We start from the raw sequence: 16,597 nt of genomic DNA, 5'->3' as shown, positions 1-16,597 counted from the left end.
GGTCTGGAAATCGATCGTGAGCATTCTCAATTGTTTTAGTGTTTAAAGTGACGAACGCCTGTCATGACCATGGCAATGCCATTTTCGTTCGCTACACGGATGGATTCTTCGTCTTTAATGGAGCCGCCCGGTTGAATCACCGCAGTGATTCCCGCTTTTGCTGCCATTTCGAGTGTGTCGCCCATTGGGAAGAACGCATCGGAAGAAAGGACGGAGCCCTTCGCCTTGTCGCCCGCTTGCTCAATAGCGATTTTGGCTGCGCCAACGCGGTTCATTTGACCAGCGCCCACGCCAACCGTCATGTCGTCTGCCACGAGTACGATTGCGTTAGATTTAACGTGCTTAACTACTTTCCATGCGAAAAGCAATTGCTTCATCTCTTCAGCCGTCGGTTGACGCTCAGAAACGACCTTCAGATCTGCTTCGGTTAGCTGATAAGCATCGCTAGCTTGAACGAGCATGCCGCCTTCAACCGTTGTGATCACTGGCTCCGCTTTGCGGCCAGCTATTGTATCTAAGCCGCTTACTTTGAGTAGGCGAATGTTTTTCTTTTTGGAAAGGATCTCGAATGCTTCCGGTGTAAAATCAGGCGCAATGACGATTTCCAGGAAAATCTCATGCAGCAGTTGAGCTGTCGCTTCATCTACCGCGCGGTTCGCAGCTACGATTCCACCGAAGATGGAAGTCGGGTCTGCATTGTACGCTTTTGTGTAAGCTTCAAGTACGTTTGTACCGATACCTACGCCGCAAGGATTCATGTGCTTAACAGCTACAACTGCAGGCTCGCTGAACTCTTTGACGATTTGTAGAGCTGTATTCGCATCATTAATGTTGTTGTAGGATAATTCTTTCCCATGTAACTGCTCAGCTGTTGTAATGTTGCCAGCAGCCGCATTCGGCTTACGATAGAAAGCCGCGCTTTGATGCGGGTTCTCACCGTAACGAAGCTCCTGCATTTTCTCATACGTTACTGTGTAACGCTCTGGGTAAGGCTCGCCTTGCAGGCCAGTCAAGTAGTCACCAATCAAAGCATCGTAAGCTCCTGTATGACGGAACACTTTGGCAGCTAGACGTTTACGCGTTTCCAGCGTTGTGTCGCCAGTCTCTTGCACTTCTTCCAGCACCTTCGCATAATCAGTCGTGTCCACGATAACGGAAACGAACGCATGGTTCTTAGCTGCGGAACGAAGCATCGTCGGCCCACCGATATCGATGTTCTCAATCGCATCCTCGTAAGTCACATCAGGCTTCGCAATCGTCTCAGCAAAAGGATACAAATTCACGACAACCAGATCAATATACTCCAAGCCGAGCTTCTTCATGCTCTCTTGGTGCTCCACGTTGTCACGAACCGCCAGCAGTCCGCCGTGAACATTCGGATGCAGCGTTTTGACGCGGCCATCCATGATCTCCGGAAACCCTGTAACCTCGGAAATACCGATCACCGGCACCCCTTTATCCTTCAACAAACTAAGCGTACCGCCCGTAGAAATAATCTCAACGCCCAGCTTCGACAGCTCGCTCGCGAATTCAACAATTCCCGTCTTATCGAAAACGCTGATAAGTGCTCTTTTGATTGCCACTATGCTTCCTCCCAGAAAATAATATTTGTAACTTCTCCCGCTCATCCCTACTTAGCGATGAAAAAGACCATTAACTTCAACCAAACTCACTCTTATAGGGTAAAACCGCCGTGGTAACGATGAAAAACATCCTTAAAGTAGCTAGTTCTCCATCTCACCCCTACTTAGCGATGAAAAACATCATTAACTTCGACCAAGCTCACTCTTATAGGGTAAAACCGCCTCGGTAGCGATGTAAAACATCCTTAAAGTAGCTATTTCTCCCGCTCATCCCTACTTAGCGATGAAAAACATCCTTAACTTCACCAAGCTCACTCTTATAGGGTAACACCGCCTCGGTAGCGATGTAAAACATCCTTAAAGTAGCTATTTCTCCCGCCAAGCCCTACTTAACGATGAAAAACATCATTAACTTCGACCAAACTCATCTTATAGGGTGAAACCGCCTCGGTAACGATGTAAAACATCATTAAAGTAGCTATTTCTCCCGCTCATCCCTACTTAGCGATGAAAAACATCATTAACTTCGACCAAGCTCATTCTTATAGGGTAAAACCGCCTCGGTAGCGATGAAAAACATCATTAACTTCAACCAAATTCACTCTTATAGGGTAAAACCGCCTCGGTAGCGATGTAAAACATCATTAAAGTAGCTATTTCTCCCGCTCATCCCTACTTAGCGATGAAAAACATCCTTAACTTCACCAAGCTCACGCATTTGGTGGAAAACAGCTACTTTAAGTGATATAAAACACCAGCACGCACAGCCGAGTTATCCACAAGGGACCTTAGTCTCAGGAGTTACGGCACTAACCTACGACCGCACGCTAACCCTGCGGCCATCCAAGCTCACGCGATCCTCGCGCAGCCAGCGAATCACCTGCGGCAGCAGCACGTGCTCAGCCGCATGGATGCGCTCGGCCAGCGAGTCCGCAGTCTCGTGCTCGTGGATCTCCACGGCGCGCTGGGCGATGATCGGCCCGGAGTCCAGTCCGCCATCCACGAAGTGAACGGTCACGCCGGTTTGCTTCACGCCGTACTCGACGGCTTGCTCGATCGCACGCACGCCCGGAAACGACGGCAGCAGCGAAGGATGAATGTTGATCATGCGCCCGAAATACGGCTCAACAAGTACATCCGTAATGATCCGCATGTAGCCGGCCATTACGATTAGATTAACCTGACGATCTTGCAGCTCCTTCAATATAAGAGCCTCATAGGCCTCGCGATTATCATAATCCCGTGGACGAAAGGTGAAAACAGGCACCTTCGCCTCCCTAGCACGCTCCACTACATAGGCCCCAGGGCGGTCACAGACAAGAAGCTCGATGCTGACATCAAGCTTCCCCTTCTGTACCTGATCTACGATAGCCTGGAAATTCGAGCCGCTGCCCGAAGCAAAAACCGCAATTCGGTAAGGCTGCATTAAACCTCAGCTCCTTGGAACGTCACTACACGCTCGCCTTCAGTAACAACACCTAAACGGTAAGCTTTCTCGCCTTGTGCTTCTGCTGCTGCAATAGCTTTCTCAGCATCATCCGCGTCAACGATAACAACCATCCCGATGCCCATATTGAACGTGCGGAACATATCGTTGTTCGTAATGTTGCCCTCACGCTGCATCAACCCAAAGATCGGCAGGATCGGCCATGATCCATATTGGATTTCGACGTTCACGCCATCAGGCAGAACGCGCGGAATATTTTCGATAAAGCCGCCGCCTGTAATATGTGCCATCCCTTTGATCGCAACGTCTTCAAGCATCGCCAGAACCGGCTTCACATAAAGCTTCGTTGGCTCCAGCAGCACGTTGCCAAGCTTATCACCCAGCTCATCCACATGCCCGTGAAGCGTATAACCGCCATCTTCCAGCAAAAGCTTGCGCACAAGAGAGAACCCGTTACTGTGCACACCGCTTGATGCTAGACCAAGAACCACGTCTCCAGGACGGATTGCCCGACCATCGATGATCTTTTTCTTGTCGACGATTCCAACCGTAAACCCGGCAATGTCATACTCCCCTGACGCATACATGCCCGGCATTTCCGCCGTTTCGCCACCGATAAGTGAGCAGCCAGACTGCGCACATCCGTCAGCGATCCCTTTGACGATAGCTTCAATTTTCTCTGGAACTACTTTGTCACAAGCGAGATAGTCGAGGAAAAAAAGCGGCTCCGCACCTTGAACGATAATATCATTCACGCACATCGCAACAGCATCAATCCCAATCGTATCATGCTTATCCATTGCAAAAGCGATCTTCAGCTTCGTGCCCACGCCGTCCGTTCCAGATACGAGCACAGGCTCCTCGTACTTGTCTTTGTTCAAGCTGAACAGCCCGCCGAAGCCACCGAGGTCAGTTAACACTTCAGGACGGAAAGTCCGTTTGACGTGCTTTTTCATCCGTTCTACTGCTTCGTTCCCCGCCGCGATATCCACTCCAGCCTTTTTGTAAGCATCCGACACTTAGCAATCACTCCTTAGTTTGTCTATGTATCGGGTGGTCGTCGCCTAAGCGAGACCCACCCGTTGTATCCATTCCATTTTTCCGCATTTCCTTAACCAATTAATCGCAAGCACAACCAACCTTAGTAACATCCACAATTTCAGTTGGATAGGTATTATCGAAGCAAGCCGTACAGTAGCCGCTCTCCGACCCTGCCGAACCTTGACCGATCGAATCCAACAACCCTTCTTTGGTCAAAAAGTGCAGGGAATCCGCGTTGATCGCCTTACGAATCTCTTCGATAGAATTCATCGCAGCGATCAGCTCTTTCCGATCCGGTGTATCAATCCCGTAATAACATGGATTCATAAAAGGCGGCGAAGAGATACGTACGTGCACTTCCGTAGCGCCGGCTTCCCTAAGCAAATTCACAATCCTTAAAGACGTTGTCCCGCGCACGATGGAGTCATCAATCATGACAACACGCTTGCCTTCAACGACTTTGCGAACGGCGCTCAGCTTCATTTTAACACCTTGCTCACGAAGCTCTTGGCTTGGAATGATGAACGTCCGGCCTGTGTAGCGATTCTTAATCAGACCCAGCTCATAAGGGATACCCGTTTGTTCCGCATAACCAATTGCAGCCGAAATACTCGAATCCGGCACGCCCGTTACCACATCCGCATCGACAAAAGCTTCCATCGCCAGTTTCTTACCCATCCGCTTACGTGCGGAGTGAATATTCACCGTATCGATGTCGCTGTCCGGACGAGCGAAGTAGATGTACTCCATCGCGCAGATAGCACGGTTGCGGCCCTCGGCGAAACGATCCTCATGAAATCCGTCACGGTCCAGCACGATGATCTCACCTGGCTGCACATCACGGAAATAAGTTGCACCGACCGCATCGAATGCAGAAGACTCGGAAGCGAACAAGTAAGCATCTCCAAGACGTCCGATCATAAACGGACGCAGACCGTTCGGATCAAGCGCAGCAATCATTTTATCCTTGGTTGTGATCAGGAAGGCATAACCGCCGATGACTTGATTCAATGCATCTTTCACCGCATCCACGATATCATCATGCTCGGAACGAGCAATCAGATGAGCCAGAACCTCCGTATCGCTTGTTGTTTGGAAGATGGATCCCTTCCGCTCAAGTTCTTTTTTAATAATGTTCGCATTATCGAGGTTACCATTCGTAGCAATCGCAAGATCGCCTTCGCGGTATTTGAAAACAAGCGGTTGAGCGTTCGCCAACTTGCTCTCGCCTGCTGTAGAATAGCGAACGTGCGCGACTGCTGTCGACCCTACGAGAGGCTCCAAATTATCATTGGTGAATACCTCTTTGGCAAGACCCATACCGCGGTAGTAGTTAAACTTACCGTCATCTACTGTACAAATGCCCGCACTTTCCTGTCCACGATGCTGCAGGGCATGCAGCCCGTAATAGCATAGAGAGGAAGCTTCGGGATGACCATACACCCCGAACACCCCGCACTCCTCATTCAGCTTATCAAACAATCCACCTTGGCCGCCTACACCTTCGTTGAAATACTCACCTGTCCAAAGCTCATGCTGCCCGTCGCCCACTTGGACAACAGGTGCAGCAGGAAGCTTCAGGGCCTTTGATTGTTTCACGCCATTAGACATGGAATCGCATCCTTCCAGACTTTCGCCAGCTCGCTTACCGGAGACTGGAGACGCTGTTCATTGTTGATTTTAACGGTTAAATCTGCACCAGTAACTGTTCCAATTTCTTGATATGGTACGCCTTGTGAAGCAATCCAATGTTTCAGAGCGTCCGCTTTATCAGGAGAAGCACTCAACAAAATACGGGATTGTGTTTCACTGAATAGCGTGAAGTCAGGACGTAGGTCAGACGCCACATTAACAGCTGCGCCTAATTTACCGCCGATACAACTTTCAGCCAAAGCAACGGCCAAGCCGCCTTCGGATAAGTCATGCGCAGAAGCAACAAGACCTTCTTGAATTGCCTTCAACACAGCATCTTGCAGGCGTTTCTCTGTAGCCAAATCCAATTCAGGAGGACGGCCTTCCGTTACTCCGTGAATCACATACTGGAATTCGCTGCCGCCGAGCTCCGCTTTCGTCTCGCCGAGCAGGATGATGATGTCGCCTTCTTTTTTGAAGCTTTGCGTCGTAATGTGGTCGATGTCATGCACAAGACCAACCATCCCGATAACCGGAGTTGGGTAGATCGCACCTTTGGCGTTCTCGTTATAAAGCGAGACGTTACCGCCGATAACCGGCGTATCCAAGAAGCGGCAAGCTTCTGCCATACCATCTGTGGATTTCTCTAGCTGCCAGAAAATCTCAGGCTTGTCTGGGCTGCCGAAGTTGAGGTTATCCGTAACCGCGAGCGGCTCAGCGCCGGAGCAAACTACGTTACGCGCTGCTTCCGAAACTGCGATCCGTCCGCCAACTTCCGGATCCAAGTACACGTAGCGTCCGTTGCAGTCGGTTGTCATCGCGAGGCCCTTACGGGTACCGCGAATGGTCACAACCGCTGCATCCGAACCCGGACGCACAGCCGTATCCGTACGAACCATGTGGTCATACTGGTTGTACACCCACTCTTTGCTCGCTACCGTCGGAGACGCGAGGACAGCCTTAAGCGCATCCGTCAATTTCGTTACCTCCGGGTAACGAGTCGTGTCGATCGATGCGCTAGCTTCGTAATAAGCCGGCACTTGGCTCGGCTTATTGTAAACCGGGCACTCGTCGACGAGTGCGCCGACAGGCATGTTCCCCACGACTTCACCGTGGTGGATCAGCTTCAGGTAACCGTCATCGGTTACCTTGCCGACCTTCGCGCAGTGCAAGCCCCAGCGCTCAAAAATGCCCTTAGCTTGCGCCTCATGCTTCGGCTCAACTACGAAAAGCATACGCTCCTGAGACTCAGACAGCATCATTTCATAGGCTGTCATGCCTTCTTCGCGCTGCGGAACTTCATCAAGGTAAAGCTCCATGCCGTTGCCCGCTTTACTAGCCATCTCTGCGCTGGAGCAAGTCAGCCCCGCAGCGCCCATATCTTGAATTCCGAGCACGATGCCGGAATTGATTAACTCTAAGCACGCTTCCAGCACGAGCTTCTCCATGAACGGATCGCCCACTTGTACCGCTGGGCGCTTCGCTTCGGACTCCGCCGTAAGCTCCTCGGATGCGAAAGTCGCACCGTGGATACCGTCGCGGCCAGTCGCTGGTCCGACGTAGAACACTGGGTTGCCAACACCTTTGGCAACACCGCGTTGAATCATGTTGTGGTCGATAAGACCCACGCACATTGCATTAACGAGCGGGTTCCCCTCGTAGCTCTCGTCGAACATCACTTCGCCGCCGACTGTCGGAATCCCGATACAGTTCCCGTATCCAGCGATTCCTGATACAACGTGCTCGAACAAGTACTTCACGCGGTCGTTCTCAAGCTTGCCGAATCGCAAGGAATTCAGAAGCGCTACCGGGCGCGCGCCCATGGAGAAAATATCACGAATAATACCGCCCACACCTGTCGCCGCGCCTTGGTAAGGCTCGATCGCTGAAGGGTGGTTATGACTTTCTATTTTGAAAACAACCGCTTGGTTGTCTCCGATATCTACAATCCCTGCGCCTTCGCCAGGTCCCATAAGAACGCGAGGTCCTGTAACTGGGAATTTACGAAGTACAGGTTTGGAATTTTTGTATGAACAGTGCTCGGACCACATAACGCTGAATACACCGATCTCAACGTAGTTCGGATTGCGTCCAAGAAAGCCGCAAATTTTGGCAAACTCTTCGTCCGTTACGCCCATTTGCTTGTAAATTTTCTGCTCCGCGATTTGCTCGGCTGTTGGTTCATTAACGGATAGCTGCTGCGTCATGTTTCTCCCTCCAAGCGTTTAGAATTGATGTAAACATTCTCTTACCGTCTGCGGAGCCAAGAATTTCATGAACGGCACGCTCCGGATGAGGCATCATACCAACGACATTACCTGCTTTATTGCTGATTCCAGCGATATCATCGAGTGATCCGTTCGGGTTGTTACCCGCTTCATAACGGAAAACAATTTGATTGTTTTCTTGCAATTCTTTTAGTGTAGCTTCGTCACAATAATAATTGCCTTCGCCGTGAGCGATCGGGATTTCAATCAGCTCGCCCTCCGCGTAATCACGCGTGAAAGCCGTATTGTTGTTCTCCACTCTGAGGAGCGTTTGGTGGCAGCGGAATTTCATTCCGTTGTTGCGCAGCAAAGCGCCTGGCAGTAATCTTGCTTCCGTTAACACTTGGAATCCGTTACAAATACCTAGAATGAACTTGCCTTCTTCCGCAGCCTTAACCACAGCTTTCATCACGTTCGTAAATTGTGCAATCGCTCCGCAACGCAGGTAATCCCCATAAGAGAATCCACCCGGTACGAGGATGCAGTCATATTTGGACAAGTCGCCATCCGTATGCCAAACATACTCAACTGGCTGACCAATAGTATCTTCGATTGCTTTGTACAAATCGATGTCGCAGTTCGATCCCGGAAATACAAGAACCGCAAAATTCATGACGTATTCCTCCTTAGAGTTTTGCTTTAGCAAAACTTTCTTCGTAAGCATGTGCTGAGGTTTTGCTTTAGCAAAACTTTCTTCGTAAGCATATTCTCTGATTTATTACGCCAACTCGTAGCGGTAGTCTTCGATAACCGTGTTCGCAAGCAGCTTCTCGCACATTGCTTTAACGCGTGCTTCCGCTTCTGCTTTATCCGTTGTATCTAACTCTAACTCCAAGTATTTCCCGATGCGCACCTTGCCAACTTCCTCAAAACCCATGGAATGAAGCGCTCCTTGCACCGCCGTTCCTTGAACATCCAATACGTTCTGCTTAATCGTTACGTAGACCGTTGCTTTCATCTCTAATCTCTCCTTAACGTTATTCGCCAGAGCAGCTGGCATGGACTGGAGCCCATTTAGAAGTCCCTAAAGGCTCTTATTTCTCACTTTTCTTACTATATCCGGGAAATAGCAGCTTCTAAGGACTCTTATTTCCCCAAAAAGCAGCAATTTCACTGACTATCCTGCAAATAAGAGGCTTTAAAGACTCTTATTCCGCAATTTTTTGCTCTTTTCTTAGAAATAGGAGTCTCTAGAGACTCTTATTTTCAACCCGGGTGGGAATTCGGTCGTGAATTCGGTGGAAATCCGTGGAATTCGGTGGTGCATTCGGTAGCGAACTCCATGGGAATTCGGTGGGAATTGGAGGGAAATAATCGCCGCCATCCTCGCCCTTCATCACTACAGCTAATTTCTCAGTGAGTAATGCCCCATCATTTTTCTACTAATCCACCAAACGGTGTAAAATTTCCTTATAACGGTTCGAAGTTTCTTCCACAACGGAAGCTGGCAGCTCATCCGGCTCACTATTTTTATCCCAGCCCGATCCTGCTAAATAAGTGCGAACGGGCTCTTTGTCCATCGAATCAATCTCGATATCCAGGGCGTATTTATCTTGGGACCAGTAACGCGAGGAATCCGGTGTGAAAATTTCATCAATAATAATAAGTTCACCCGCATAAAAACCGAATTCAAACTTCGTATCTGCTAAAATAATACCCTTTTGCTCACAAATCGAATGAGCCAACGTGTAGAGCATAATGCTTCTTTCTTGCAGCTCGTAAGTTAGCTTCTCGCCGACTAATTGGGTCATTTGTTCCACGGAAATGTCTTCGTCATGACCGACATCATTTTTAGCCGCAGGTGTGAAAATAGGATCTTGCAAGCGCTCGTTCTTGCGCAGGCCTTCAGGCAGCTTGCGACCGTTAATCTCGCCGGTTTTCTCGTACTGTCTCCAGCCATTGCCTGTGATATACCCGCGAACCACGCATTCGATAGAGATACGTTCCGCTTTTTTCGCTACAATAATACGTTCCTTTAGAAGCTCTCTGTCTTCCGCACTCGGAATAATTGCGTGAAGCTTTTCCACATCCGTATGCACAATATGATTGCTCATATAACCGCTCGTCACGTCGAACCAGTATTTACTTAGCGCGTTCAGAACGTACCCCTTATCAGGAATTCCAGGCTTCAACATATAATCAAAAGCCGAAATCCGATCCGTCACCACGATAAGGAAATGTTCGCCCAGATCATACAGTTCACGTACTTTACCCTTATGAACCAGGGGAGCGTTAATCATTTCAGCGGCTGAATCCACGATATTGCTTGCCACGAACCACACATCCTTTCCTGCTAAAAATGTTGTTTACTATTTCAAACCTAAACGGTTAAAGATCGTATCCACATGTTTCAAATGCCAGCTTGGATCGAAGCAATCCGCGATTTCTTCTGGGCTTAACACTTCTGTAATCACGGAAGCATTCTCCACGATTTCGCGGAACGAACGCTGTTCTTCCCATGCTTGCATCGCTCTTGGCTGAACTGTATCGTACGCTTGCTCACGAGCAAAGCCTTTGTCGATCAGCTTCGTCATCACGCGGCCAGAGAAAGGAACGTCATAAGTGCTGCGCATGTTTCGCTTCATATTTTCAGGGAACACAGTCAAGTTCTTGATGATGTTGCCTAGACGGTTCAGCATGTAGTTCAGCAGCTGCGTCGCATCCGGCAGGATAATACGCTCAACAGAGGAGTGCGAAATGTCGCGCTCATGCCAAAGCGTTACGTTCTCGTAAGCGGAAACCATATGCCCGCGAATGACACGGGACAGACCGGAAATGCTCTCGCAACCAATCGGGTTGCGCTTATGCGGCATTGCAGAGGAACCTTTTTGACCTTTTGCAAACGGCTCTTCAACCTCGCGGAACTCACTCTTCTGAAGCGCGCGAATTTCAGTCGCGAATTTATCAAGGGACGTAGCAACCAATGCCAGCGTCGCCATGTATTCAGCGTGACGATCACGCTGCAAGGTTTGTGTAGAGATCGGAGCTGCTTTCGTGCCCAGCTTGCCGCACACATACTCTTCAACGAACGGATCGATGTTCGCGTAGGTGCCTACTGCACCTGAGATTTTACCGAATTGTACGCCATCAGCGGCAAAACGGAAACGCTCCAGGTTACGCTTCATTTCCTCGTACCAAAGGGCCATTTTCAAACCAAACGTCGTCGGCTCTGCATGCACACCATGCGTTCTGCCCATCATAGCTGTATCTTTATGTTCGATCGCTTTATTGCGAAGGATTTCGATGAAATTCTGAATGTCTTTGTCCAAAATCTCGTTTGCTTGTCTCAGCAAGTAGCCCAGTGCCGTATCGACAACGTCTGTCGAAGTCAAACCGTAGTGAACCCATTTGCGCTCAGGTCCCAGCGTTTCGGAAACTGCTCTAGTGAAGGCGATCACGTCATGACGCGTCTCTTGCTCGATTTCATAAATGCGGTCAATGTTGAAGCTTGCGTTCTCGCGCAGTACTTTCACATCTTCCTTAGGAATAACTCCGAGCTCTGACCATGCTTCGCAAGAAAGAATCTCGACTTCAAGCCATGCTTGGAATTTATTTTCCTCTGTCCAAATGCGTGCCATTTCTGGGCGTGTATAACGTTCAATCATGTTATCCGTTCCTCCAATGAGTTCTTTTACTTACTTTCCCAAATCCCTGTCTGTTCTATCCAAGTCAGTGCTTTCGCTGCGTCGCTTGTCAGGAGATTGATGTGTCCCATCTTGCGTTTGTCTTTCGCTTCTTTCTTGCCATATAGATGAACCTTCGCACTAACGCCTAATTCATTGTGTTCTAGGAAATCTGGTTGGTCGATCATCTCTTGCAGCGGTTCGATATGCTCACCAAGCAAATTGACCATCACAACCGGTGACAGCAGCTCGGTAGAACCAAGCGGCAGGTTGCAAATCGCGCGAACATGCTGCTCGAACTGTGAAGTCCGGCAGGCTTCCATCGTGTAATGACCTGAATTGTGCGGGCGTGGCGCAAGCTCATTGACGTAAAGCTGTCCATCCTTCGTCAAGAATAACTCCACTGCGATCAAGCCGATCACACCAAGCGATTCTGCGATGCGTACAGCAAGCTCTTCAGCTTCCTTCTGCACCTGAGCAGGGATTCGCGCCGGAACGATCGATTGATGCAGGATGTTATGTACATGTATATTTTCAGCAGCGGGAAAAGCCTTTACCTCGCCGCGGGGACTTCTTGCCGCAATCACGGACAATTCTTTGTCAAAACGGATGAATTGTTCGAGAACCAGCTCTGTTTTGGCGCGGCTAAGAGTTTCGTAAGCTTCTTCCACCTCGTCCAGCGAGCGAAGCACCCACTGCCCTTTGCCATCGTAGCCGCCAGTTGCGGTTTTGAGCACGCACGGTATCCCGAAGCGTTCAGCCGCTTCACGCAGATCAGCTGCGCTGGTGATTTCAGCATATGGAGCTACGGGTACGCCCGCTGCTTCAATTGCTTTCTTTTCACGCAGACGATGCTGGGTCGTGTATAAAAGCTCACTTCCTTGAGGAACATAGGACTCATTCATTAATATGTTGGTCACATGCGCATCAACGTTTTCGAATTCGTACGTGATGACGTCCGACAGGACTGCTAGTTTTCTCGCCGCTTTCACATCGTCAAAGTCCGCCTGAATTTGCTCATCCGCGACTTGACCGCAAGGCGCGTCATCCGTAGGGTCAAGCGTCACGAAGCGATACCCCATGTTGCGTCCGGCCAAGACTAGCATACGGCCTAACTGCCCACCGCCCAAGATGCCGATGGTGCCGCCTGGCTTGATGACCTTACCGCTTGAGTTTGAAGCTTCGCTCATAACAGGTCACTGCTTTCAATCACGGTCTGTGCTATGCGCTCGCGACGCGCTCTGATCTTCGCTTGCAGTTCCGGTTCGAATGCGCCCAGAATTTGCGCTGCCAAGAGGCCTGCATTCGTGGCCCCCGCATGACCGATTGCAACCGTTGCGACTGGAATGCCGCCTGGCATTTGCACGATCGAAAGCAAGGAATCCAGTCCGTTCAGCGTGGACGTTTTGACTGGAACACCAATAACCGGAAGCTCCGTTTTGGCTGCTACCATCCCTGGTAGATGCGCCGCTCCGCCTGCTCCGGCAATAATCACTTGAATGCCGCGGCCTGCTGCAGAGGCAGCATATTCGAACATAAGGTCCGGCGTTCTGTGCGCAGAGACCACCTTTTTCTCATAAGGCACTCCCAGCTCTTCCAACATGTCGCAGGCGTGCTTCATCGTTTCCCAATCCGACTGGCTTCCCATTATGACACCAACACGTGCAGTCATCACTACAAACCTACTCTCATCTTATATGGTAGTTTTAAAAGCCTGACTTTTAAAACCAATTACTACACTATCATGCCCTCAAACCTAAAAAACGCCCAGAGCTAGAATTCATGATTCTATCCGCTGGACAGCAAAAGAACCGAATGCAAAAAGACCATCATCTTCCTATGGTTCCCCTCATTCGCTTCCTCGTAGTCCAAAAATTCATGGTTTTTGGGTAGAAACTTTCAGGCCTTATCCCTGATTTTATACGAGTTGATTCGACATTTTCAATTAGTGCGGACCGATTTCCCGCTTACCTAGTTTACTACCAACTGACGTGTCATGTCAATTTGAAAAAACGAACATTTTTTACTCGAATCTTTCAAAAAGTTCGCTTTTGGGCTACATTTTAATTCTTTCATGCGCTTCGTAACAAAAAATACGTCTTTCACTCTTCTTTATCTCATATAGCCATATACCGAAGACGTTTATGAATCTATATTTTTTTCGACATGCTGAAGGTTAGATATCTGATCATAAAGAAAAGAGTATGAGACAGGAGGTATCTCTGTCGTCATACTCTTACTTTTATTACCTATTGCTTTCTTACCTTATGCACTAAGACTAACCTTATTTTCAATTGCCATAACTGGTTGCTTAAACTCTTTCTCCATTTTGGCGATAACTACTGTAGCCACACCGTTACCAATTAGGTTAGTTATCGCACGAGCGGTACTCATGAACCTGTCAATGCCAAGGAGAAGTGCGATCCCTTCCACAGGAACACTTGGGAATGCTGCTAAAGTCGCTGCAAGTGTAATAAATCCTGCACCTGTTACCCCTGCTGCTCCCTTAGATGTTAGCATTAGAACCCCAAGAAGTGCAATCTGTTGACCTAGAGGTAAGTTAACCCCGTATGCTTGAGCAATAAACAGTGCTGCGAATGCGAGGTAGATATTCGTACCATCTAAGTTAAAGGAATAACCTGTTGGAATTACAAGACCCACAACCGATTTGGAACATCCATAATTCTCAAGTTTCTCCACCATTTTAGGTAAAGCAGACTCAGAAGAGGAAGTTCCAAGCACTAGGAAAATTTCATCTTTGATGTAGCTGATAAATTTGAAAATGTTAAAGTTGTAGAACTTAGCAATAGCACCTAAAACAACGATTATAAACACTGCCATAGCAAGCAGCATAAGAGCGAACAACTTTCCAAGGGAAACCAAGGAACCGACTCCAAACTTACCGATGGTGTAAGCTATTGCACCAAATGCTGCAACCGCGGAGTAATACATAATGATTTTAACGATTTTAAAGAATACTTCAGAAACTCTCTCAAAGAAATCAATGACAACCTTTCCTCTTTCACCCATCCCCGATAGAGAAGCGCCAAATAAAATAGCCAGAACAAGTATAGGAAGTAATTCCCCTTTAGCTAATGATCCTACAAAACTGTCAGGAATGATTCCGAGGATATAATCCATGAATCCATGACCGCCCTCGGCTGCTGCTTTTGTATATTGAGAGATATCTCCTTTAGCCAAATGAGCATTTACGCCAGTACCGGGATGAAACACGTTGGCGAAGAGGATTCCAATCGCAAGAGCGATTGTGGATACAACTTCAAAATAAAGTAAAGTCTTTCCACCTATTCTTCCGACCTTTTTCATGTCACCCATTCCAGCAATACCAGTGACAATCGTTAAGAAAATAATAGGAGCTATAACCATTTTAATGGCTTTTACGAAGATGTCTGCCAAAACCTTCATGTTTCCTGCCTGTGCAGGAAAGAATACCCCAAACAAGACACCCAAGATCATGGCAACAATAACTTGCAACGTGAGACTCTTGAAATTAATCTTCATGATTCGCACTCCTTATATTTTTATTATTTTTGTTTTCGACCGATTTCTACCTAAATTAGGCTTGGACTTTCTCTTTACGTCTTCTGGCGACCCCGTCTTCATAAGCCGCTTCTATAACCGCATCTCGCACTCGTTCCGCGACCGATTGATTAAACACACTTGGAATAATGTAAGACTCATTTAACTCATCCTCTTGAACAACCGATGCAATCGCCTTGGCTGCGGCAAGCTTCATATTCTCAGTAACTCTGGATGCCCTGCAATCCAGCAGCCCCCGGAACAAGCCCGGGAAGCACAGCACATTGTTGATTTGGTTCGGATAGTCCGAACGGCCGGTAGCCATAACCCGCACATAAGGCTCAGCCTCTTCGGGGAGAATTTCCGGCGTCGGGTTTGCCATCGCAAAGACAATAGGATCTTTCGCCATTTTGGCGACGTCTTCCCTTTTAAGTACACCGGGACCCGATACGCCGATAAATATATCCGCTCCTTCAATAACTTCCGACAGCGATCCTTGAATCTGCCGCGGGTTCGTATGCTCCGCATACCATTGCCAAAACGGATTGTCGTAAACGCCTTCACGCGTGATTGCACCTTGTCGATCGACACCAATAATGTTTCGAACACCTGCAGCCATCAGCATTTTGGTGCATGCCGTTCCTGCCGCGCCGACTCCGCAAAGCACGACTTTGCAATCCTCAAGCTTCTTGCCCACAATCTTAACGGCATTAAGCAATCCCGCCAAAAGCACCACCGCTGTACCATGCTGATCATCATGAAATACGGGAATATCCAGTTCCTCGATAAGCCGCTGTTCGATCTCAAAGCATCTAGGTGCAGATATATCCTCTAGATTGATTCCTCCGAACGTTGGCGATAGCGCTTTCACGATATTGACAATTTCATCTGTATCCTGTGTAGCCAAACATATTGGGAAAGCGTCAACGCCTGCTAACTGCTTGAACAACATTGCCTTACCTTCCATGACGGGCATTGCTGCTTCAGGTCCGATATTACCCAGACCAAGTACGGCAGTTCCATCCGATATGACCGCGACCGTGTTGCGTTTGATGGTGAGCGTATGGGCAAGCGACGGCTTTTCGTGGATCGCCATGCACACCTTGGCAACACCTGGTGTATACACCCTGGAGAGGTCATCTCGATTTTTAATGGGATACTTGGGATTCATTTCAATTTTCCCGCCCAAATGAAGCAGGAACGTTTGATCCGAAACATGAACGATTTTCACTCCCGCCAATGTACGGATGGCCGCGGCGATCAACTCGGTATGCTTGTTATCGTATACATTAATCGTGATATCCCGAACCGTGATGTTTTTATCCGTTCTGACGACGTCAATTGCTATAATATCTCCACCTGCATCACTAATGGCCGTAGCCACACTGCCGAACGACGCTTTATCCTTATCTAATTCCAGTCTCAAAATAATACTTGTATTAACTCCCGATGGGATTGACACGT

Annotated in this window: 13 protein-coding genes and 1 riboswitch; all 13 genes read right to left on the bottom strand. The window is 48.6% G+C overall.

All coding sequences use genetic code 11. The features are described 5' to 3' along the window. Nucleotides 1-35: 35 nt before the first annotated feature. Nucleotides 36-1,583 carry a bifunctional phosphoribosylaminoimidazolecarboxamide formyltransferase/IMP cyclohydrolase gene (gene purH, locus ASG93_RS08200; protein WP_056830712.1) on the bottom strand — a complete coding sequence of 516 codons (1,548 nt, stop codon included), beginning with the start codon at nt 1,581-1,583 and terminating at the stop codon, nt 36-38. Between the two features lie 814 nt (nt 1,584-2,397). Further along, nucleotides 2,398-3,009, bottom strand: coding sequence for a phosphoribosylglycinamide formyltransferase (gene purN / locus ASG93_RS08195; RefSeq protein WP_056830710.1), 612 nt, complete (start codon nt 3,007-3,009; stop codon nt 2,398-2,400). Further along, entirely contained in the window at nt 3,009-4,049 is a 1,041-nt protein-coding gene (gene purM / locus ASG93_RS08190) for a phosphoribosylformylglycinamidine cyclo-ligase (RefSeq protein ID WP_056830708.1), read from the bottom strand. Before purM ends, purN begins: the two co-directional genes overlap by 1 nt. Nucleotides 4,050-4,149: 100 nt before the next feature. Continuing rightward, nucleotides 4,150-5,682 (bottom strand): amidophosphoribosyltransferase, encoded by a 1,533-nt coding sequence (gene purF, locus ASG93_RS08185; protein WP_082614785.1) that lies wholly within the window; start codon nt 5,680-5,682, stop codon nt 4,150-4,152. After that, nucleotides 5,667-7,910, bottom strand: a complete 2,244-nt coding sequence (gene purL / locus ASG93_RS08180) for a phosphoribosylformylglycinamidine synthase subunit PurL (protein ID WP_056830706.1) — start codon at nt 7,908-7,910, stop codon at nt 5,667-5,669. The genes purF and purL overlap by 16 nt, the downstream gene beginning before the upstream one ends. Next, nucleotides 7,888-8,583: a phosphoribosylformylglycinamidine synthase subunit PurQ gene (purQ, locus tag ASG93_RS08175; protein WP_056830705.1), complete on the bottom strand. Its 696-nt coding sequence runs from the start codon at nt 8,581-8,583 to the stop codon at nt 7,888-7,890. The genes purL and purQ overlap by 23 nt, the downstream gene beginning before the upstream one ends. A 105-nt stretch (nt 8,584-8,688) precedes the next feature. After that, nucleotides 8,689-8,928, bottom strand: a complete 240-nt coding sequence (gene purS, locus ASG93_RS08170; RefSeq protein WP_056830702.1) for a phosphoribosylformylglycinamidine synthase subunit PurS — start codon at nt 8,926-8,928, stop codon at nt 8,689-8,691. Between the two features lie 424 nt (nt 8,929-9,352). After that, nucleotides 9,353-10,210, bottom strand: a complete 858-nt coding sequence (locus ASG93_RS08165; RefSeq protein WP_056830879.1) for a phosphoribosylaminoimidazolesuccinocarboxamide synthase — start codon at nt 10,208-10,210, stop codon at nt 9,353-9,355. 69 nt (nt 10,211-10,279) lie between these two features. Beyond that, on the bottom strand, nt 10,280-11,575 hold the full coding sequence (gene purB / locus ASG93_RS08160) for an adenylosuccinate lyase (protein ID WP_047676348.1): 1,296 nt from the start codon (nt 11,573-11,575) through the stop codon (nt 10,280-10,282). A 26-nt stretch (nt 11,576-11,601) separates the two neighbouring features. Then, nucleotides 11,602-12,783 (bottom strand): 5-(carboxyamino)imidazole ribonucleotide synthase, encoded by a 1,182-nt coding sequence (purK, locus tag ASG93_RS08155; RefSeq protein WP_056830701.1) that lies wholly within the window; start codon nt 12,781-12,783, stop codon nt 11,602-11,604. After that, complete coding sequence (gene purE / locus ASG93_RS08150; protein ID WP_056830699.1) at nt 12,780-13,265, bottom strand: 5-(carboxyamino)imidazole ribonucleotide mutase; 486 nt, start codon at nt 13,263-13,265, stop codon at nt 12,780-12,782. Before purE ends, purK begins: the two co-directional genes overlap by 4 nt. A gap of 172 nt (nt 13,266-13,437) precedes the next feature. Then, a riboswitch (purine riboswitch) is annotated at nt 13,438-13,539 on the bottom strand. A gap of 319 nt (nt 13,540-13,858) precedes the next feature. After that, a complete protein-coding gene (gene dctA, locus ASG93_RS08145) occupies nt 13,859-15,115 on the bottom strand; it encodes a C4-dicarboxylate transporter DctA (RefSeq protein WP_056830697.1) in 1,257 nt (418 codons plus the stop codon). 55 nt (nt 15,116-15,170) lie between these two features. Next, nucleotides 15,171-16,595, bottom strand: a complete 1,425-nt coding sequence (locus tag ASG93_RS08140) for an NAD-dependent malic enzyme (RefSeq protein WP_056830877.1) — start codon at nt 16,593-16,595, stop codon at nt 15,171-15,173. Between the last annotated feature and the right edge of the window lie 2 nt (nt 16,596-16,597).

Origin of the sequence: Paenibacillus sp. Soil787 (genome assembly GCF_001429545.1) — a bacterium.
In the GTDB taxonomy this organism is placed as follows: Bacteria; Bacillota; Bacilli; order Paenibacillales; family NBRC-103111; genus Paenibacillus_E.
The sequence above is the reverse complement of the archived record's forward strand: the minus strand, read 5'-3'. Positions and strand labels throughout refer to the sequence as shown.